The sequence below is a fragment of the Pseudomonas fluorescens group sp. PF-69 genome (genome assembly GCF_054481235.1).
Window position 1 is genome coordinate 2,536,915 of the sequence record NZ_JBTMNC010000001.1, and the last position, 19,211, is coordinate 2,556,125.

Genomic DNA, 19,211 nt, shown 5'->3' on the forward strand with positions numbered 1-19,211 from the left:
GCTGTCTGGTGCCCCGTGTTATCGTTGACGCCCATCGCGAGCAGGCTCGCTCCTGCAGTTTTTTTGTGTGTTCATCAAATTGCAGGCAATAAAAAACCGACCCTGAGGTCGGTTTTTTAATGAGCGTGTCGCTTAGGCAGCAGCGGCAACGTTCAGGGCCTTGACGTGGCCATTCAGGCGGCTCTTATGACGAGCGGCTTTGTTCTTGTGGATGATGCCTTTATCGGCCATACGGTCGATAACTGGCACGGCCAGAACGTAAGCAGCTTGAGCTTTTTCAGCGTCTTTTGCGTCGATGGCCTTAACTACATTCTTGATGTAGGTACGAACCATGGAACGCAGGCTGGCGTTGTGGCTGCGACGCTTCTCAGCCTGTTTTGCACGTTTTTTGGCGGAAGGTGAGTTGGCCACCGTCGAGCTCCTCGAAAGACTTTTAGGAAATAGCAATCAAAATAGGCCGCGAATCATGCCGATGAGTTGAAGTGTTGTCAAGGGCGGAGGAAACGTTCCGCTAAGTGGTAGGTCCTAACCCCTTGAAAACTACTGCGCTCGGCAATACAGCGTTGAAAACAGTCTCGAAATGCTCATTGACGTTCGTCAACTCCGCTTTCTCGCCTGTTTTCGCCTTGTCTTGCCTTCGCTCGTCACGTTTTCATGAGGTCGGTGGCACAGAATATTTCTTTCCGGCGTGCGACCTGTAAACTCGCGAGCTTTGGCTCTGTGCTGTTGCGGCGCGGAGTATCGCATAAGTAGGCGCTCAGTTCGCCTGCTGTTTATCGACAGGCACAAACTCTTTCAATGAATCTGCTCAAATCGTTAGCCGCCGTCAGCTCTATCACGATGCTTTCCCGGATCCTGGGCTTCGTTCGTGACACCCTCATTGCGCGCATATTTGGTGCAGGAATGGCGACCGACGCCTTCTTCATCGCCTTCAAATTGCCCAATCTGTTGCGGCGTATCTTCGCGGAAGGCGCGTTCTCCCAGGCTTTTGTGCCGATTCTTGCCGAATACAAAAGCCAGAAGGGCGAGGAGGCGACGCGAACGTTCATTGCTTACGTCTCGGGTCTGCTGACGCTGGTGCTGGCCCTGGTGACTGCGCTGGGGATGATTGCCGCCCCCTGGGTCATCTGGGTGACGGCGCCGGGCTTTACCGATACGCCGGAAAAATTCGAGCTGACCTCCAGTCTGCTGCGGGTGACCTTTCCTTACATCCTGCTGATTTCCCTGTCCTCGCTGGCGGGCGCGATCCTCAACACCTGGAACCGCTTTTCGGTGCCGGCCTTTGTGCCGACCCTGTTGAACGTCAGCATGATCATTTTTGCGGTGTTCCTGACGCCGTGCTTCGACCCGCCGGTGATGGCGCTGGGCTGGGCGGTACTGGCCGGCGGCCTGGCGCAGCTGTTGTATCAACTGCCACACCTGAAAAAGATCGGCATGCTGGTGCTGCCGCGCCTGAATCTGCGTGATACGGGGGTCTGGCGGGTCATGAAGCAGATGCTGCCGGCGATTCTCGGGGTGTCCGTGAGTCAGATCTCGCTGATCATCAACACCATTTTTGCTTCGTTCCTGGTCGCCGGTTCAGTGTCCTGGATGTACTACGCCGACCGTTTGATGGAGCTGCCATCCGGCGTGCTGGGCGTGGCATTGGGCACGATCCTGTTGCCGACCCTGGCCAAGACCTACGCCAGCAAGGATCGCCATGAATATTCGCGAATCCTCGATTGGGGCCTGCGCCTGTGTTTCGTGCTGGTGTTGCCATGTTCCCTGGCGCTGGGGATTCTGGCCGAGCCGTTGACGGTTTCGCTGTTCCAGTACGGTCAATTCAATGCATTTGATGCGGCCATGACCCAGCGTGCGTTGATCGCCTATTCGGTCGGGTTGCTCGGGATCATCGTGATTAAAGTGCTGGCACCGGGCTTTTATGCGCAACAAAACATCCGCACGCCGGTAAAGATCGCAATTTTCACCTTGATCATCACCCAACTGTTCAACCTCATGCTGATCGGTCCGCTGGCTCACGCTGGTTTGGCGCTCGCCATCAGTGGTGGTGCCTGTATCAACGCCGGGTTGCTCTTCTATCAGCTGCGCAAGCAGCAGATGTACCAGCCACAACCGGGCTGGGGGGTATTCGGCTTGAAGCTGGTGATCGCGGTGGCGGTGATGTCAGGCGTGTTGCTGGGTGCGATGCACTTTATGCCAGCCTGGGATCAAGGGCATATGCTCGAGCGGTTCCTGCGCCTTGGGGCATTGGTGGTCGCCGGTGTGGTGGCTTATTTCGGGATGTTAGTGTTGATGGGTTTTCGCTTGCGCGACTTCAATCGCAAGGCATTGGGCTAAGGCCCAGGCCTCGATAAACACGGGTGGGCCGGCGTTTTTGTCGGCTCGATCACTTTGGGATACGGTGTTGCCTGTCGTCGGCCGCCGGGTGTGGTTATAATCGACCACTTTATGAGCAAGAAGCGCGTTATGCAGCTGGTTCGAGGCCTCCACAATCTGCGCCCCCAGCATCGGGGCTGTGTCGCCACTATTGGCAACTTTGACGGTGTACACCGTGGCCACCAGGCTATCCTGGCGCGACTGCGTGAGCGTGCGCTTGAATTGGGCGTGCCCAGCTGCGTGGTGATTTTCGAGCCGCAGCCGCGAGAGTTTTTTGCGCCGGACACGGCACCGGCCCGTTTGGCACGCCTGCGCGACAAGTTGCAGCTGCTCGCTGCCGAAGGCGTTGACCGGGTCTTGTGCCTCGCCTTCAACCAGCGCCTGAGCAAGCTCAGCGCCAGCGAGTTCGTCGACACCATCCTGGTGGATGGCTTGGGCGTGCAGCATCTTGAAGTCGGCGACGACTTCCGTTTCGGCTGTGACCGGGTAGGGGATTTCGATTTCCTGCAACAGGCCGGCGTCATGCAGGGCTTTACCGTCGAAGCGGCGCAGACTGTCGAACTCGACGGTATCCGGGTCAGCAGCACCCAGGTGCGTAATGCGCTGGCCGCTGCAGACTTTGCCCTTGCCGAACGTCTGCTCGGTCGCCCGTACCGGATTGCCGGTCGGGTATTGCATGGCCAGAAACTGGCGCGCCAGTTGGGTACGCCAACGGCCAACATTCAACTCAAGCGCCGTCGCGTGCCGTTTACCGGGGTTTACCTGGTCAGCGTCGACCTCGACGGCAAGACCTGGCCAGGCGTCGCCAATATCGGCGTTCGACCTACGGTCCAGGGAGATGGCAAAGCCCACCTCGAAGTACATCTTTTAGATTTTGCCGGCGATCTGTATGACCGGCGTATGACGGTGGTTTTCCACCAAAAGCTGCGTGAAGAGCAGCGTTTCGCCTCTCTGGAGGCGCTTAAGACGGCGATCAATGCGGATGTCGCCGCCGCCCGTGCCCTGTCGCACCTAGCGCCAATCGCTAATGAAGAGCCTTAAATGACCGACTATAAAGCCACGCTAAACCTTCCGGACACCGCCTTCCCAATGAAGGCCGGCCTGCCACAGCGCGAACCGCAGATTCTGCAGCGCTGGGACAGTATTGGCCTGTACGGAAAGTTGCGCGAGATTGGCAAGGATCGTCCGAAGTTCGTACTGCACGACGGTCCTCCGTACGCCAACGGCACGATTCACATCGGTCATGCGCTGAACAAGATTCTCAAGGACATGATCATCCGCTCGAAGACCCTGTCGGGCTTTGACGCGCCTTATGTTCCGGGCTGGGACTGCCACGGTCTGCCGATCGAGCACAAAGTCGAAGTGACCCACGGCAAGAACCTGGGCGCGGACAAGACCCGTGAACTCTGCCGTGCGTATGCCACCGAGCAGATCGAAGGCCAGAAGTCCGAATTCATCCGTCTGGGCGTGTTGGGCGATTTCGCCAACCCCTACAAGACCATGGACTTCAAGAACGAGGCCGGTGAAATCCGCGCCCTGGCAGAAATCGTCAAGGGCGGTTTCGTGTTCAAGGGCCTCAAGCCCGTGAACTGGTGCTTCGATTGCGGCTCGGCCCTGGCCGAAGCGGAAGTCGAGTACGAGAACAAGAAGTCCTCGACCATCGACGTGGCCTTCCCGATTGCCGATGAAGCCAAGCTGGCTGCCGCATTCGGTCTGCCATCGCTGGCCAAACCGGCTTCGATCGTGATCTGGACCACCACCCCGTGGACCATCCCGGCCAACCAGGCGCTGAACGTTCACCCGGAATTCAACTACGCCCTGGTCGATGTCGGCGACAAATTGCTGGTGCTGGCTGAAGAGCTGGTCGAGTCGTGCCTGGCACGTTACTCGCTGGAAGGCTCGGTGATCGCCACCGCCACCGGTTCCGACCTGGAGCTGATCAATTTCCGTCACCCGTTCTACGACCGTCTGTCGCCGGTTTACCTGGCTGATTACGTCGAACTGGGCGCCGGTACTGGCGTGGTTCACTCTGCACCGGCCTACGGCGTCGACGACTTCGTGACGTGCAAGAAATACGGCATGGTCAACGACGACATCCTCAATCCGGTACAAAGCAACGGCGTTTATGTGCCATCGCTGGAATTCTTCGGCGGCCAGTTCATCTGGAAGGCCAACCCGGCCATCGTCGACAAGCTGAGCGAAGTGGGTGCGCTGCTGCACACCACCATCATCGAGCACAGCTACATGCACTGCTGGCGCCACAAGACGCCATTGATCTACCGCGCCACCGCGCAGTGGTTCATCGGCATGGACAAGCAGCCAACCACCGGCGACACCCTGCGCCAGCGCTCGCTCAAAGCCATCGAAGACACCAAGTTCGTGCCGGCCTGGGGCCAGGCGCGACTGCACTCGATGATCGCCAACCGTCCGGACTGGTGCATCTCCCGTCAGCGCAACTGGGGTGTACCGATCCCGTTCTTCCTGAACAAGGAAAGCGGCGAGCTGCACCCACGTACCGTCGAACTGATGGAAGAAGTCGCCAAGCGCGTCGAAGTCGAAGGCATCGAAGCCTGGTTCAAGCTGGATGCCGCCGAGCTGCTCGGTGATGAAGCGCCACAGTACGACAAGATCAGCGACACCCTGGACGTCTGGTTCGACTCGGGCACCACGCATTGGCACGTCCTGCGCGGCTCGCACCCGATGGGCCACGAAACCGGGCCACGCGCCGACCTGTACCTGGAAGGCTCGGACCAGCACCGTGGCTGGTTCCACTCGTCGCTGCTGACCGGTTGCGCCATCGACAACCACGCGCCGTACCGCGAATTGCTGACCCACGGTTTCACCGTCGACGAGTCCGGCCGCAAGATGTCCAAGTCCTTGGGCAACGTCATTGCACCGCAGAAAGTCAACGACACCCTGGGTGCGGACATCATGCGCCTGTGGGTCGCGTCGACCGATTATTCGGGCGAAATGGCGGTTTCCGAGCAGATCCTGCAACGCAGTGCGGACGCCTACCGGCGTATCCGTAACACCGCGCGCTTCCTGCTCTCGAACCTGACCGGCTTCAACCCGGCCACCGACCTGCTGCCGGCCGACGAAATGCTGGCACTGGACCGTTGGGCCGTGGACCGCACCTTGCTGCTGCAACGCGAGCTGCAAGAGCACTACGGCGAGTACCGCTTCTGGAACGTCTACTCCAAGATCCACAACTTCTGCGTGCAGGAGCTGGGCGGTTTCTACCTGGACATCATCAAGGACCGCCAGTACACCACCGGCGCCGACAGCAAGGCCCGTCGTTCGTGCCAGACCGCGCTGTTCCACATCTCCGAAGCGCTGGTGCGCTGGATCGCGCCGATCCTAGCGTTCACCGCCGACGAGCTGTGGCAATACCTGCCGGGCGAGCGCAACGAATCGGTGATGCTCAATACCTGGTACGAAGGCCTGACCGAATTGCCGGAAGGTTTCGAGCTCGGTCGCGCCTACTGGGATCGCATCATGGAAGTGAAGGTGGCGGTCAACAAAGAGATGGAAATCCAGCGCGCGGCGAAAGCCGTCGGTGGCAACCTGCAGGCTGAAGTGACGCTGTTCGCCGAAGACGCGCTGAGCGCCGACCTGGCCAAGCTGAGCAACGAACTGCGTTTCGTGCTGATCACCTCCACCGCCAGCGTCGCACCATTCGTGCAGGCGCCGGCCGATGCAGTGGTCACCGAAGTCAGCGGCCTGAAGTTGAAGATCGTCAAGTCGGCCTTCGCCAAGTGCGCCCGTTGCTGGCACTGCCGTGAAGACGTCGGCGTGAATCCGGAGCATCCGGAAATCTGCGGTCGTTGCGTCGACAACATCAGCGGCGCTGGCGAGGTTCGTCACTATGCCTAATGCCATTGGCCGTTTCGGACGGCTGAGCTGGCTCTGGTTGAGTTTGCTGGTCCTGGTCATCGACCAGGCCAGCAAGTTCTACTTCGAAGGCAAGCTTGCGATGTACCAGCAAATCGTGGTGATCCCCGATTACTTCAGTTGGACCCTGGCCTACAACACTGGCGCGGCGTTCAGTTTCCTGGCTGACAGTTCCGGTTGGCAGCGCTGGCTGTTTGCACTGATCGCGGTGGTGGTCAGTGCGGTGCTGGTGGTCTGGCTCAAGCGCCTGGGGCGCAACGAAACCTGGCTGGCCATCGCCCTGGCGTTGGTGCTCGGTGGTGCGTTGGGCAATCTGTATGACCGCATTGCCTTGGGGCATGTGATCGATTTCATCCTGGTGCATTGGCAGAACCGCTGGTATTTCCCGGCGTTCAACTTTGCCGACAGTGCAATTACCGTCGGTGCCGTGATGCTGGCACTGGATATGTTCAAAAGTAAAAAGACCGGAGAAGCCGTTCATGACTGAACAGGTATTGGCTGAGCAACGCATTGGCCAGAACACGGAAGTCACCTTGCATTTCGCATTGCGCCTGGAGAATGGCGACACGGTGGACAGCACCTTCGACAAAGCCCCGGCGACCTTCAAGGTCGGTGACGGCAACCTGTTGCCAGGTTTCGAAGCGGCGTTGTTCGGTTTCAAGGCTGGCGACAAGCGTACTCTGAGCATCGAGCCGGAAAACGCCTTCGGCCAGCCCAACCCGCAAAACGTACAGATCATTCCGCGCTCTCAGTTCCAGGACATGGAGCTGTCGCCTGGTCTGTTGGTGATCTTTAATGATGCGGCCAATACTGAATTGCCAGGTGTGGTCAAAGAGTTCGATGATGCTCAAGTGACCATCGACTTCAACCACCCGCTGGCAGGCAAGACGCTGACCTTTGACGTGGAAATCATTTCCGTCAAAGCGCTGTAACTGACCAAACCGGCCCGTTGTAGGAGCGAGCCCGCTCGCGAAGGACTCAAAGACACCGCTTTCATTCAGAATGATCGCGTTGTCATTGACGCCCATCGCGAGCGGGCTCACTCCTACAGGGCAAGACACGAGGCACAGCATGCAAATCAAACTCGCCAACCCCCGTGGCTTCTGCGCCGGTGTGGACCGCGCGATCGAAATCGTCAACCGCGCCCTGGAAGTGTTCGGTCCGCCGATCTACGTACGCCACGAAGTGGTCCATAACAAATTCGTTGTCGAAGACCTGCGCGCGCGCGGGGCGATTTTCGTCGAGGAACTGGATCAGGTGCCGGACGATGTGATCGTGATCTTCAGTGCCCACGGTGTTTCCCAGGCCGTTCGCACTGAAGCTGCCGGCCGGGGCCTGAAAGTGTTCGACGCCACCTGCCCACTGGTGACCAAGGTGCACATCGAAGTGGCGCGCTACAGCCGCGACGGTCGCGAATGCATTCTTATCGGCCACGCCGGTCACCCGGAAGTCGAAGGCACCATGGGCCAATACGACGCCAGCAATGGTGGTGCGATCTATTTGGTCGAGGACGAAAAAGACGTCGCCGAACTGCAAGTGCACAACCCCGAGAAACTGGCTTTCGTCACCCAGACCACCCTGTCCATGGACGATACCAGCCGTGTCATCGACGCCCTGCGTACGCGGTTCCCGGCCATCGGTGGTCCGCGCAAGGACGACATCTGCTACGCCACGCAAAACCGTCAGGATGCGGTCAAGCAACTGGCCGACGAATGTGATGTCGTGTTGGTGGTTGGCAGTCCGAACAGCTCCAACTCCAATCGCCTGCGTGAGCTCGCCGAGCGCATGGCGACCCCGGCCTACCTGATTGACGGTGCTGAAGACCTGCAAAAGAGCTGGTTCGACGGCGTCGAGCGCATCGGCATCACGGCGGGCGCTTCTGCGCCGGAAGTCCTGGTGCGTGGCGTAATCCAGCAGTTGCAAGCCTGGGGGGCTACCGGTGCTGATGAACTGGCCGGTCGCGAGGAGAACATCACGTTCTCCATGCCTAAAGAGTTGCGCGTTCGTTCCCTGCTCTGATTCCGCTCCCCCCTGCGCATAATGCCTGTTCAGCTTTATCGCTGCGCAGGCTGACGCGGCCGCTGGACGCCAGCACCAGCTGGTGCCGGCTCACCGGTTTGCGGGTGGCGCAAACGTGTAACGTCCCCGATTGAAAGCCTTTGCTCGCCGGTTCGCCCAAATGGCTGAAGCGAACCGACGTCTTGACATATAGATTGCCGAACACCGGCACTCGCGTGCCGCTTCGGTGCTCCATCAGCAGCGGGTTGCTGATGTCCTCATGCCCCTTGCCGCTGACATCCAGAACGATTCGCCAGCCCTGGCTCCAGTCATCGTTTATGCCGTGAATGACGACGGACTGGTTTCGTGTGATCGCGGCAACTCTTGCACTGCGCATACCGCTGGCAAGTGACTTGGCCGTCTCCTCGCGATAGGTCGACTCTGACAGTGCCGCAAACGCCGGACTGACCAAGTGCAGAACAATCCCGACAATTGTCAGTCCCATGAGCAGTTCGATCAGGCTGAAGCCGCGCTGATGCATGACATTTCCCTCCCTGAAATTTTCTCAGCCGAGCAATCCATGCGCGGGCGATGGCAATGCAACCGGGTTTTCGCGGTCGCATGTTCTGGCGAGCAACAGCAGGTATAGCCAACGGCAGCAGAGGGCAGCGATGGAACATCGTTCAAAAGGTTTCACGTTGCTGGAGTTGCTGGTGGCGATTGCGGTCTTTCTGGTCCTGATCGCTCTGGCCGTGCCGGCGTTTACGCGTTCGGCGCAAATCACCAGGGCCGATACCGAGATCGGTGATCTGCAACATGCTCTTAATTTCGCGCGACTGGAGGCGATCAATCGCGGAGTGACGACCCGCGTGCGCCCGACGGCGGGTGGCAGCGCATGGACCGGGGAGTTGTCGGTGTATGACGGAACCAGTACGCCGGCGAATGTATTACGGGTTGTGCCGGCGATGAGCAGTGGCGCGACGCTGACGCTAACCTCGGGGGTGTCGGCCATCGATTTCAACAATCTGGGAGGGTTGTCGTCACCGTCTACGGCGGTGGTGATCAGTTATGTATTGGGCGCGCAAAGCAGGACGCTGAACCTGTGTTTGAACGGACGAATTCTATTGGGTGGCAGTTGCGGATGAGGCAATGGCGCAAAGGTGCACAGGAGGGCATGACACTGATCGAGGTCCTGGTTGCATTGTTGATTCTGAGCGTGGGTCTGTTGGGGGCGGCGGCATTGCAGCTGAATGCACTCAAGTACACGGACAGTGCGCGCATGACCAGCCAGGCCAGTTTTATCGCCTACGACATGATGGACCGCATTCGCGCCAATGCGGCCGCCGACTACACCGTTACACCACCGACCTCGGGCAATCTGAGCGTCGCCCGGGACCAGGACCTCTACGATTTCACCCGCAACATCATCAGTTTTGGCGGCGCCAGTGCGACCGGCAGCGTCAGCCTCAATCAGGGCGTGTACACCATCACCATTACCTGGGACGACTCGCGGGCCGCCAACAGCGCCGATTCCCGTCGCAGCTTCGTCCTGAGCAGCCGGGCCACAGTTGACCCGGTGGGCGCGCCATGAAGGAGTCCAGTCGAGGGTTCGGCCTGATCGAATTGCTCATCGCCCTGGCGTTGAGCCTGGTTGTGGTGTTGGGCGTGGTGCAGGTGTTCATCGCCGCCAAAAACACCTACGTCAGTCAGAACGCCGCTGCCGCGATGCAGGAAGATGCGCGTTTCGTGTTGAGCAAAATGATTCAGGAAATCCGTATGGTCGGCATGTTCGGCTGTCTGGAGAGCATTACCGCTGAGAGTTCGGCGGGTGATTTCAATGCCAGTCGGATAACGCCGATCAGTTGGGACAGTGCCCGCCAAAGCCTGACGCTGGTGACGGCGGATGTTGGCAGCAACGGGGGAACACCGACATGGACCGTGGTCTCCGATTGTCGGACCCGTGCGACGGCTTACAGTGAGTCGCGTACGCCGGGTCCCGGCCAACTGGCATTTCCGATCCGGCGGATAGCCTATGGCTTGAGACAGGATCAGCTGACGATTGCCGTCGGCAGTGGCGCACAGCGCCGGCAGACGCTGGTGGATAACGTCAAAGCCTTCGACGTGAGCTTTGGCATTGCCAGCTCTGCCACAGACATCGCCGCGTCCAGCTATAGCAGCAATCCGTCTGACCCGGCACGCATTCGCAGCGTGCGGCTGAGCCTGACGCTCTTCGATCCTCACCATCGGGTGAGCGATCAAACCTTCAACGTGGTTGCCGCTCTGCGCAATCGCCTGCCATGAAGGGAAGGGCGATGAATTTTTCATCCGTGATTGCTTATCACCAGCGCGGCATGGCGTTGCTGGTCAGCCTGGTATTCCTGTTGTTGCTGACGCTGATAGGTATCTCTTCGATGCAGAACGCCACCCTGCAGGAAAAAATGGCCGGCAGCGTGAGCCTGCGCAATCAGTCGTTTCAAGGCGCCGAGGCTGCATTGCGGGTGGGCGAAAGCGCGGTGCAACGCAGCGGTTTTGCGCTGCCGGAGTGCAGCGGTCACCTTCAATGCGCTCCACCGGCCGAGTCGCTGACTGTTACTTCTGCGGGTTTCAACGCTACCTCCGGGGTGATGTGGGTGGCGTCGGGCAAGGGCTTTTATGGCGTGCAAAACATCGGCGTCAGCCGCGATGCCGTGAATGTGCCGATCAATACACAGGCAACCTTGTATCGGATAACGGCGGTAGGCATCGCGGGCCATTCTCGTAGTGTGGTGGAGAGCATTTATGCCAAGTACTGAGCGGCCTGCCAGGTTCTCGCGGTTGTTGTGCGGTGTGATCGTCGCGCTGACCCTGTCGGTGCCAGCCCAGGCCATCACGCCGCCGGATTCACCGGCGCTGGACCGGCGAACCTGTCTGGCCAATGGCAACTGGTACGGTTTTTATCGCAACAATCATGGGTTGATACCCATCTGCCTCAAGCTGCCCGAAGCGATCAGCGCTAAGATGCTCGACAGCAACGACGATGGCGTGGTCGACGGTAACGATTTGCTTTCGAACGGCGTGACCTTCATCGGAGAAAATTCGCCCCGGGACGCCGATGACAATGGTGCGGCTGCGCACGAATCCATTGGCGAAGATACCCCGGGGATGGAAAAATCCGGCGGCAGCCGTCGCATCATGTGGCGACAAATTCAGTAAGTGAGAGTTGAGGCATGCACAGATCCAACCGCGGTTTTACCCTGATCGAAATCATGATCGTGATTGCAATCATCGGGATTGTCATGACCATTGCTGCCCCGAGCTTCACCGAATACCTGAACAAGGGCCGCCGTACCGAAGTGGCCAGTCTGCTTTCCGAGCAGGCGCAAATCCTTGAGCGCTTCTATTCGCAAAAGAATGCCTACACCGATGCCACCGGTCTTAGCGCCGGCAACGATTACTACACCATTACCCCAACCCTGACGGATCAGACGTTCCTGCTGACCGCGGTGCGCAAGCCGGGCACGAGCATGGCTGCGGACAAGTGCGGAGATTTCACTATGACCAATACCGGTGTCCGTGGCATGGTCAACGCTACGGCTGGCCTGACCGCCAAGGATTGCTGGGGTCGCTGAGTTTCCTTTTCGGACGCCCCTTTGCGTCCACTGTCTATTTATCGGTTGGATCAGAACATGAGCACGCAACAGCAAGTGGTGATTGTCGGTGGCGGGGTAATCGGGCTGCTGACGGCATTCAATCTCGCGTCCGAAGTGCAGAGCGTTGTGCTGCTGGATCGCTCGAACGTGGGCCAGGAATCGTCCTGGGCAGGCGGCGGGATCGTTTCGCCGCTTTATCCATGGCGTTACAGCCCGGCGGTCACGGCACTGGCCCATTGGTCCCAGGATTTTTATCCACAGCTGGGTGAGCGCCTGTTTGCGGCCACCGGGGTTGATCCCGAGGTGCACATCACCGGTCTGTACTGGCTGGATCTGGATGACGAGGCCGAGGCGCTGGCGTGGGCTGCACGAGAGAACCGTCCATTGCGGGCTGTGGATATCTCGGCGGCACACGATGCAGTGCCGGTGCTGGGCGGCGGTTTTTCCCGGGCGATCTACATGGCTGATGTGGCCAACGTGCGCAATCCACGGCTGGTGAAGTCGCTCAAGACTGCGTTGTCGGCGCTGCCGAACGTGACGATCCACGAGCAGTGTGAAGTCAGCGGGTTTATCCGTGAAGGCGATAAAGTCGTTGGCGTGCACACCTCGACAGGGAGTGTCCATGCGGATCAGGTGGTCCTGACGGCGGGCGCCTGGAGCGGCGACTTGCTCAAGGGGTTGGGGCTGGAGTTGCCGGTCGAGCCGGTAAAGGGCCAGATGATTCTCTACAAGTGCGCCGCTGACTTTCTGCCGAGCATGGTGCTGGCCAAGGGGCGTTACGCGATTCCGCGGCGCGACGGACACATTCTGATTGGCAGTACCCTGGAGCATGAAGGCTATGACAAGACGCCGACCGAGTCGGCTCTGGAGAGCCTCAAGGCGTCGGCGGTGGAGCTGATTCCGGCACTGGCGGATGCTGAAGTGGTGGGGCATTGGGCCGGATTGCGCCCAGGTTCGCCGGAAGGCATTCCTTATATTGGTCGGGTGCCTGGATTTGATGGGTTGTGGCTCAACTGCGGGCACTACCGCAACGGTCTGGTACTGGCGCCGGCGTCGTGTCAGTTGTTCGCTGATGTGATGTTGGGGCGTGAGCCGATTATCGATCCTGCACCCTATGCGCCGACCGGTCGGATCTGAGACAAGATCAAGAGCCGTTCAATCCAGGCCGAATTTCTTCAGCCTGTAGCGCATCGACCGGAACGACAGATTCAACCGCTGAGCCGCTGCCGTGCGGTTCCAGCGGGTTTCTTCCAGGGCCTGGAGAATGAGCTGGCGTTCGATGTTTTCCAGGTACGCTTCCAGGTTGTCGATCTGTGTCAGGTCGAGTAATCCCCCCTCGATAGAGCAGTTGCCCTCGGCCAGGCGCAGGTCGCTGGCCTCGATCTGTTTGTTTTCGCACAGGGTGTGAGCCCGTTCGAGCATGTTCTCCAGTTCCCGCACATTGCCTGGAAAGCGGTAGCTTTTCAGCGCGTCGAGGGCGTGCGGGTGGAGTTTTGCCGCCGGTTGCCCGGTGTCGGCGGCCAGGCGCATGAGCACGTGGCTGGCCAGCGGTTCTATGTCGTCGCGGCGCTCGCGCAGCGGCGGAACCCGCAGCTCGATCACATTCAAGCGGTAGTACAAGTCCTGGCGAAAGCGTTCAGCGGCGACTTCGGCATCGAGGTCTTTGTGGGTCGCGCACAGGATGCGCACATCGACCACCTCTTCCTGTTGCCCGCCGACGCTGCGTACGGCTTTCTCCTGAATCGCGCGTAGCAGTTTGACCTGCATCGGCAGCGGCAGATCAGCCACTTCGTCAAGGAACAGGGTGCCGCCGTGCGCGGCCTGGAACAGTCCGGGTTTGTCTTCGATGGCACCGCTGAAGCTGCCTTTGCGATGGCCGAAAAACTCGCTTTCCATCAACTCCGATGGAATCGCCCCGCAGTTGACCGGCACGAAGGGGTGATTGGCCCGTGGTCCTCGCTCATGGATCAGACGCGCAACCAGTTCCTTGCCGCTGCCGGACTCGCCGCTGATGTAGACTGGCGCCTGGCTGCGTGCCAGTTTGTCGATCTGTTTGCGCAGATTGCGCATCGGCAGTGAATCACCCAGCAGACGACGATCGATAGTGCTGCCGGGAGCAGCAAGCAGCAGGGCGCTGGCGACCAGTTCCCGCAGGCGGCCAAGGTCCACCGGTTTGCTCAGGAAGTCGAAGGCGCCGGCCTTCAGTGCATTGATCGCCGTTTCGACATTGCCGTAGGCGGTGATCATGGCCACCGGTACTTGCGGGTAACGTCGCTGGATGTGCTGCACCAGCTCAAGGCCGGTGCCGTCCGGCAGGCGCATGTCGGTGAGGCACAGATCGAACCTTTCGCGCTTGAGCAGGCCCAGGGCCTCACCCACATTGCGGGCACTGTAGGTGTCCAGTTTCATCCGTCCCAGGGTAATTTCCAGGAGTTCGCGGATGTCCGGTTCATCGTCGACGATCAGGACTTTTTGCCGTGATTTCTTGTTCAACCTTGTTTCCGTCCGTGAGCAAAGGTAATGCGAAAGCAGCCGCCATCCTGGCGTGGCTTGAAGTCCAGGCGAGCCTGATTGCTTTCGCACAGCTCACGGGACAGGTAGAGACCCAGGCCAGTGCCATGCTGACTGGTGGTGAAGAAGGGTTCGAACAGTTGCGCTTGATGGTCCGGGGGGACACCAGGACCGTCGTCGACAATTTCCAGGATCGGCAACTGGCTGTTTGGATCGATAAACAGTTCCAGCCAGACCTGCGCCTGCTCGCGGCGCAAGCCACTGTGGCGCCAGGCATTGCGTACAAGGTTGTCGAGGATCTGTTGCAATTGGTCGGGATCCATCAGGGTCTTGAAGTCTGCACCAGTGGTGTGCAGGTGAATCTGCTGGCGTCCGGTTGCCGCCTCGCGGGTTTCGCCCACGAATTGTTCCAGCCACGGTTTCAAGTCGAGTCGTTGCGGCACGGTTTGCTGGCGGCGGGACAGTTGCAGGACGTTTTCGATTACCCGATTCATTCGCTCAGAGTGGTCTTGAATGATCTGCGTCAGACGTCGATCCGCGCCGTTCAGTTCCTCCGATTCTCGTAATAGCTGCGCGGCATGACTGATGGCGCCCAACGGATTGCGGATTTCATGGGCGATGCTGGCGGTCAGGCGACCCAGGGCGACCAGTTTCAATTGCTGCGCCTGTTGCGCGATCTGTGCGAGATCCTCGAGAAAGACCAGGGTCTGGTGGTTCGGGCTGGTGTCCAGGGCGATGAAGCTGGGTCGCAATTCCAGACCGCTGCCGGTGATCTTCAAGCTGTGGGGGCGTAGCGTCGGATTCTTGCGCCAAAGGTCCAGGCGCTCGATCAGGGAAGGGCAGTGCTCGTCAATCATGAGGCCCTCGAGATGCTCGCAATCGAGCAGGGCCAGGGCACTGTGGTTGGCGAGCTGCACTCGTCTGCAGTCGTCGAGCACCAGTATGCCGGTGCGCATCCGTTGCAGGATCAGCGCATTGAGGGTTTCCAGGCCGATGACTTCACTGGCCTTTTGTTCGGCCAGGGTTTCGCTGACTTCCAGGCGTCGCCTCAGGCCTTGCACCAATAACGCAGCGGCAAAACACAGGGCGCCAAGGGCTCCTGCCTGCAAGTGGTCGTTGGGACTGGAGGGAGGGCTGAAGCTCAGCAGGAAACTCAAGCCGACGATGCCGAGCGCGCCGACAGCGGCAATCAACAGCCCGATGCGCCTTTGTAATAAGGTGTTACCGATGGCTACCGATACGATCAACAGGTTGCCAACGGCGCTGGCCACGCCACCTGCGGCATAGAACAGGCCACACAACAGCAGTACGTCAACCAGTGCCAGGCTGAACAATTGCGCCGGCCGGCGTGTGTCCTCGAAGAACACAACCAGCAGAATGTTCAGTATCAGGTACAACCAGCTGCCACCACGCAGCAACGCGTCATTGCCGGACGTCAGCAACTGATTGTCCAGGTCACTGGAAATCAAAAGCACCAGGATGATGCCGACGCTCAAACGGTAGAGGTGATAAAGGCGCAGCAGTCGCTGGGCCTGTTTGTCGCCGGGACTTTGAGTCTCAGCGACCACTGGACCCTGGGCCTTGCTCGAGGTGAGCCTGGCTGCAATACCATTGTTGTTGAAGACTCAGCGCCCGGTCGCGGGGCAGGTGCACGCCGCAATGGGCGCAGCGGACCATCGGTGCCGCTTCCAGCTCGGCGGGGGACTTGGGCACGGAAGCCTGGCCCTTGTATTTACGCCAGAACCACACCGCAGCGGCAATAAGGGCGATCCAGAATATTAAACGAAGCATGGTGAGCTGCTTTTTGGTTGATGAGCCGCCAGTTTAGCCGGGGACATCGCAGCCGCACAGCGTAATGCTCCTTATAAAAAATGGCGCAATAAAAAAGGGAGACTCGAGAGTCTCCCTTTTGGCCCGTGCGGGGTGTCAGTCGAACACACCGAAGGTCATGTAGCTGAACCACGAGCGGTCGCTGTTGTTGCCTTCCGCTTCGTGATTTTCCTCTTCGATCACATCGCCGTTGGTGTCTTTAGGCTTGAGTTCGTTCGGAATCGCATCCTTGGCGTCCTGGAACTGCTTCTGCACGTCCTGGTTGGCGCGGGTTTCTCCCGGTGGCAGCGGCGGACGGGATTCGATCAGACCCAGGGTCGCCTTGCTCAGCCAAGAACGGTTATCGGCTTCGGCTACCGACGGCACGAACTGACCGTCGACCAGGCTTGGGTGGTTCGGGTAGTTGAGCTTCAGGGTTTCGAGGCTGGTGGCGGCCAGCTCATCCAGGTGCAGGCGCTGGTAGGCTTCGGTCATCACCGCCAGGCCGTCACCGACCGATGGGGTTTCCTGGAAGTTTTCCACCACGTAACGACCACGGTTCGCGGCAGCCACATAGGCCTGACGGGTCAGGTAGTAGTCGGCAACGTGAATTTCGTACGAGGCCAGCAGGTTGCGCAGGTAGATCATGCGCTGCTTGGCATCCGGCGCGTAACGGCTGTTCGGGAAGCGGCTGGTCAGCTGGGCGAACTCGTTGTAGGAGTCGCGGGCGGCGCCGGGGTCACGCTTGGTCATGTCCAGTGGCAGGAAGCGCGCCAGCAGTCCGACGTCCTGGTCGAACGACGTCAGGCCCTTGAGGTAGTAGGCGTAGTCGACGTTCGGATGCTGTGGATGCAGACGAATGAAGCGCTCGGCCGCGGCTTTTGCAGCCTCGGGCTCGGCGTTCTTGTAGTTGGCGTAGATGAGCTCGAGTTGGGCCTGATCGGCATAACGACCGAACGGATAACGCGATTCCAGAGCCTTCAGCTTGGCGGTGGCGCTGTTGTAGCTGTTGTTGTCCAGGTCGGTCTGAGCCTGTTGGTACAACTCGACTTCACTCAGGTTTTCGTCTACGACTTCCTTCGATGAGCAAGCAGCGGTCAATGCGAGGATGGCGATCAGCAGCAGGTGTTTCACTTGCATGGCGGCTTGCGTCCCTATGACGGCCGCTGTCTTGGGCGTGGCCGTCCTGTTATGATGAGCGCCCCGTTGAATAGCCTCGGGGCAAAAGACGCCGTATTTAACCACAAGCGCGCAGCCGAAACCAAAGGCTGTGCCGACGCCTAGTCTGAGCATGTCCGATAAAATTGAACTTCGCGCAGAGGTGCCGTCCGAATTGGGCGGCCAACGCCTCGATCAAGTCGCCGCACAATTATTCGCTGAGCACTCGCGCTCGCGCCTTTCCGCCTGGATCAAAGACGGCCGCCTGACTGTGGATGGGGCGGTTATCCGCCCGCGAGACATCGTTCACGGTGGCGCCATTCTTGAACTCACTGCCGAGCAGGAAGCTCAGGGCGAATGGGTCGCTCAAGACATTGCCCTGGACATCGTCTATGAAGACGACGACATCCTGGTGATCAACAAGCCTGCGGGCCTGGTGGTGCATCCGGCTGCCGGTCACGCTGATGGCACCTTGCTCAACGCCTTGCTGCACCACGTGCCGGACATCGTCAACGTGCCGCGCGCCGGTATCGTGCACCGCCTGGACAAGGACACCACCGGTCTGATGGTGGTGGCCAAGACCATTCAGGCGCAGACGCAACTGGTGACACAATTGCAGAGCCGCAGTGTCAGCCGGATCTACGAATGCATCGTGATCGGCGTGGTGACAGCTGGCGGCAAGATCAATGCGCCGATCGGTCGTCATGGCCAGCAGCGCCAGCGCATGGCGGTGATGGAGGGGGGCAAGCAAGCCGTCAGCCATTACCGTGTGCTCGAGCGCTTCCGCTCCCACACTCACGTGCGGGTGAAGCTCGAAACCGGTCGTACGCACCAGATTCGCGTGCACATGGCGCACATCAACTTCCCGTTGGTCGGAGATCCTGCCTACGGCGGTCGCTTCCGTATTCCGCCGGCAGCGAACCCGACGATGGTCGAATCGCTGAAAAACTTCCCGCGTCAGGCGCTGCACGCGCGTTTCCTGGAGCTGGATCATCCGACCACCGGTCAACGGATGAGCTGGGAGTCGCCGTTGCCGGAAGATTTCGTCTGGCTGCTGACCCTGCTCAAGCAAGACCGCGAGGCGTTCATCGGATGAGTGACTGGCTGATTCCTGACTGGCCCGCGCCGGCCGGGGTCAAGGCCTGTGTGACCACCCGTGCGGGCGGCGTCAGTCAGGCGCCGTTCGACAGCCTCAATCTGGGCGATCACGTCGACGACAGCCCTGAAGCTGTCGCCGAAAATCGCCGTCGTCTCACCGATCATTTCTCCATTCAACCGGCCTGGCTGCAGCAGGTCCACGGCATCGTCGTGGCCCATGCCGACCCAGGCCGAGTGGTCGCTGCCGACGCCAGCTGGACGGCGACGCCCGGCATCGCTTGCGCGGCCATGACCGCCGACTGCCTGCCAGCGTTGTTTTGCGACCGTGCCGGCACTCGCGTCGCGGCGGCCCATGCCGGTTGGCGCGGGTTGGCGGCTGGCGTGCTGGAAGCCACTCTGGACAGCCTGGGCGTGCCACCTGCCGATGTATTGGTATGGCTCGGCCCGGCCATTGGCCCGCAAGCCTTTGAAGTCGGCCCGGAAGTGCGCGAAACCTTCGTGCAGCAACTGCCGCAAGCGGCTGAAGCTTTCGTGCCAAGCGTAAACGCCGGCAAGTTCATGGCCGACATCTATATGTTGGCGCGTTTGCGCTTGGCAGCACGCGGTGTCACCGCCGTTTATGGTGGCGGTTTCTGCACCGTGACCGATCCGCGCTTCTTTTCTTATCGCCGTGCGTCCCGCACCGGCCGGTTTGCCTCCCTTATCTGGCTCGAACGCTAGACTTGTCTGATCTGCATCAAC

Annotated in this window: 21 protein-coding genes; 15 read left to right on the forward strand and 6 right to left on the reverse strand. The window is 59.9% G+C overall.

Going from position 1 to position 19,211, the window contains the following annotated elements:
* Window positions 1-132: 132 nt before the first annotated feature.
* Window positions 133-411: a 30S ribosomal protein S20 gene (rpsT, locus tag ACX3YF_RS11700; RefSeq protein WP_020798646.1), complete on the reverse strand. Its 279-nt coding sequence runs from the start codon at window positions 409-411 to the stop codon at window positions 133-135.
* Between the two features lie 387 nt (window positions 412-798).
* On the opposite strand from rpsT, the gene murJ reads away from it, so the two are divergent.
* From murJ to ispH, 6 genes are all read left to right on the forward strand, one after another.
* Window positions 799-2,337, forward strand: coding sequence for a murein biosynthesis integral membrane protein MurJ (murJ, locus tag ACX3YF_RS11705; RefSeq protein ID WP_130204787.1), 1,539 nt, complete (start codon window positions 799-801; stop codon window positions 2,335-2,337).
* 129 nt (window positions 2,338-2,466) lie between these two features.
* Window positions 2,467-3,417, forward strand: coding sequence for a bifunctional riboflavin kinase/FAD synthetase (gene ribF / locus ACX3YF_RS11710; RefSeq protein ID WP_008058292.1), 951 nt, complete (start codon window positions 2,467-2,469; stop codon window positions 3,415-3,417).
* A complete protein-coding gene (gene ileS / locus ACX3YF_RS11715) occupies window positions 3,418-6,249 on the forward strand; it encodes an isoleucine--tRNA ligase (protein ID WP_130204789.1) in 2,832 nt (943 codons plus the stop codon). It begins immediately after the preceding gene.
* Entirely contained in the window at window positions 6,242-6,754 is a 513-nt protein-coding gene (gene lspA / locus ACX3YF_RS11720; RefSeq protein ID WP_130204791.1) for a signal peptidase II, read from the forward strand. Before ileS ends, lspA begins: the two co-directional genes overlap by 8 nt.
* A 7-nt stretch (window positions 6,755-6,761) precedes the next feature.
* Window positions 6,762-7,199, forward strand: coding sequence for an FKBP-type peptidyl-prolyl cis-trans isomerase (gene fkpB, locus ACX3YF_RS11725; protein ID WP_172435403.1), 438 nt, complete (start codon window positions 6,762-6,764; stop codon window positions 7,197-7,199).
* Window positions 7,200-7,338: 139 nt separating this feature from the next.
* Window positions 7,339-8,286, forward strand: coding sequence for a 4-hydroxy-3-methylbut-2-enyl diphosphate reductase (ispH, locus tag ACX3YF_RS11730; RefSeq protein ID WP_047533422.1), 948 nt, complete (start codon window positions 7,339-7,341; stop codon window positions 8,284-8,286).
* Here the strand turns inward: ispH and ACX3YF_RS11735 are convergent.
* Window positions 8,255-8,806 carry a GspH/FimT family pseudopilin gene (locus ACX3YF_RS11735; protein WP_130204795.1) on the reverse strand — a complete coding sequence of 184 codons (552 nt, stop codon included), beginning with the start codon at window positions 8,804-8,806 and terminating at the stop codon, window positions 8,255-8,257. The genes ispH and ACX3YF_RS11735 overlap by 32 nt on opposite strands.
* Window positions 8,807-8,936: 130 nt before the next feature.
* On the opposite strand from ACX3YF_RS11735, the gene ACX3YF_RS11740 reads away from it, so the two are divergent.
* Genes ACX3YF_RS11740 through thiO form a run of 7 tightly spaced genes read left to right on the forward strand, consistent with a single transcriptional unit; the run spans window position 8,937 to window position 13,031 of the window.
* Window positions 8,937-9,410, forward strand: coding sequence for a GspH/FimT family pseudopilin (locus ACX3YF_RS11740; protein WP_130204797.1), 474 nt, complete (start codon window positions 8,937-8,939; stop codon window positions 9,408-9,410).
* Window positions 9,407-9,856, forward strand: coding sequence for a type IV pilus modification protein PilV (gene pilV, locus ACX3YF_RS11745; RefSeq protein ID WP_130204799.1), 450 nt, complete (start codon window positions 9,407-9,409; stop codon window positions 9,854-9,856). The genes ACX3YF_RS11740 and pilV overlap by 4 nt, the downstream gene beginning before the upstream one ends.
* Window positions 9,853-10,566 carry a prepilin-type N-terminal cleavage/methylation domain-containing protein gene (locus tag ACX3YF_RS11750; RefSeq protein WP_130204801.1) on the forward strand — a complete coding sequence of 238 codons (714 nt, stop codon included), beginning with the start codon at window positions 9,853-9,855 and terminating at the stop codon, window positions 10,564-10,566. Before pilV ends, ACX3YF_RS11750 begins: the two co-directional genes overlap by 4 nt.
* A gap of 11 nt (window positions 10,567-10,577) precedes the next feature.
* Window positions 10,578-11,057, forward strand: a complete 480-nt coding sequence (locus ACX3YF_RS11755; protein WP_130204803.1) for a pilus assembly PilX family protein — start codon at window positions 10,578-10,580, stop codon at window positions 11,055-11,057.
* A complete protein-coding gene (locus tag ACX3YF_RS11760) occupies window positions 11,044-11,457 on the forward strand; it encodes a hypothetical protein (RefSeq protein ID WP_130204805.1) in 414 nt (137 codons plus the stop codon). The genes ACX3YF_RS11755 and ACX3YF_RS11760 overlap by 14 nt, the downstream gene beginning before the upstream one ends.
* Before the next feature lie 14 nt (window positions 11,458-11,471).
* On the forward strand, window positions 11,472-11,873 hold the full coding sequence (locus ACX3YF_RS11765; protein WP_130204807.1) for a type IV pilin protein: 402 nt from the start codon (window positions 11,472-11,474) through the stop codon (window positions 11,871-11,873).
* Window positions 11,874-11,930: 57 nt separating this feature from the next.
* The gene (thiO, locus tag ACX3YF_RS11770; protein WP_204149578.1) at window positions 11,931-13,031 is read left to right on the forward strand and encodes a glycine oxidase ThiO; all 1,101 of its coding nucleotides are present in this window, start codon (window positions 11,931-11,933) and stop codon (window positions 13,029-13,031) included.
* Window positions 13,032-13,049: 18 nt separating this feature from the next.
* Here the strand turns inward: thiO and ACX3YF_RS11775 are convergent, their stop codons facing one another.
* The 4 genes from ACX3YF_RS11775 to ACX3YF_RS11790 all read right to left on the reverse strand — a co-directional run bounded on the left by ACX3YF_RS11775 (window position 13,050) and on the right by ACX3YF_RS11790 (window position 17,354).
* The gene (locus ACX3YF_RS11775) at window positions 13,050-14,387 is read right to left on the reverse strand and encodes a sigma-54-dependent transcriptional regulator (protein ID WP_130204810.1); all 1,338 of its coding nucleotides are present in this window, start codon (window positions 14,385-14,387) and stop codon (window positions 13,050-13,052) included.
* On the reverse strand, window positions 14,384-15,973 hold the full coding sequence (locus ACX3YF_RS11780) for a sensor histidine kinase (protein ID WP_130204812.1): 1,590 nt from the start codon (window positions 15,971-15,973) through the stop codon (window positions 14,384-14,386). The genes ACX3YF_RS11775 and ACX3YF_RS11780 overlap by 4 nt, the downstream gene beginning before the upstream one ends.
* Entirely contained in the window at window positions 15,963-16,196 is a 234-nt protein-coding gene (locus ACX3YF_RS11785) for a PP0621 family protein (protein WP_130204814.1), read from the reverse strand. The genes ACX3YF_RS11780 and ACX3YF_RS11785 overlap by 11 nt, the downstream gene beginning before the upstream one ends.
* 135 nt (window positions 16,197-16,331) lie before the next feature.
* Complete coding sequence (locus tag ACX3YF_RS11790) at window positions 16,332-17,354, reverse strand: outer membrane protein assembly factor BamD (RefSeq protein WP_130204816.1); 1,023 nt, start codon at window positions 17,352-17,354, stop codon at window positions 16,332-16,334.
* Window positions 17,355-17,505: 151 nt separating this feature from the next.
* On the opposite strand from ACX3YF_RS11790, the gene rluD reads away from it, so the two are divergent.
* Both rluD and pgeF read left to right on the forward strand, forming a co-directional pair.
* Window positions 17,506-18,468: a 23S rRNA pseudouridine(1911/1915/1917) synthase RluD gene (rluD, locus tag ACX3YF_RS11795; protein WP_047533394.1), complete on the forward strand. Its 963-nt coding sequence runs from the start codon at window positions 17,506-17,508 to the stop codon at window positions 18,466-18,468.
* Entirely contained in the window at window positions 18,465-19,190 is a 726-nt protein-coding gene (gene pgeF / locus ACX3YF_RS11800; protein WP_130204818.1) for a peptidoglycan editing factor PgeF, read from the forward strand. The genes rluD and pgeF overlap by 4 nt, the downstream gene beginning before the upstream one ends.
* Window positions 19,191-19,211 lie beyond the last annotated feature (21 nt).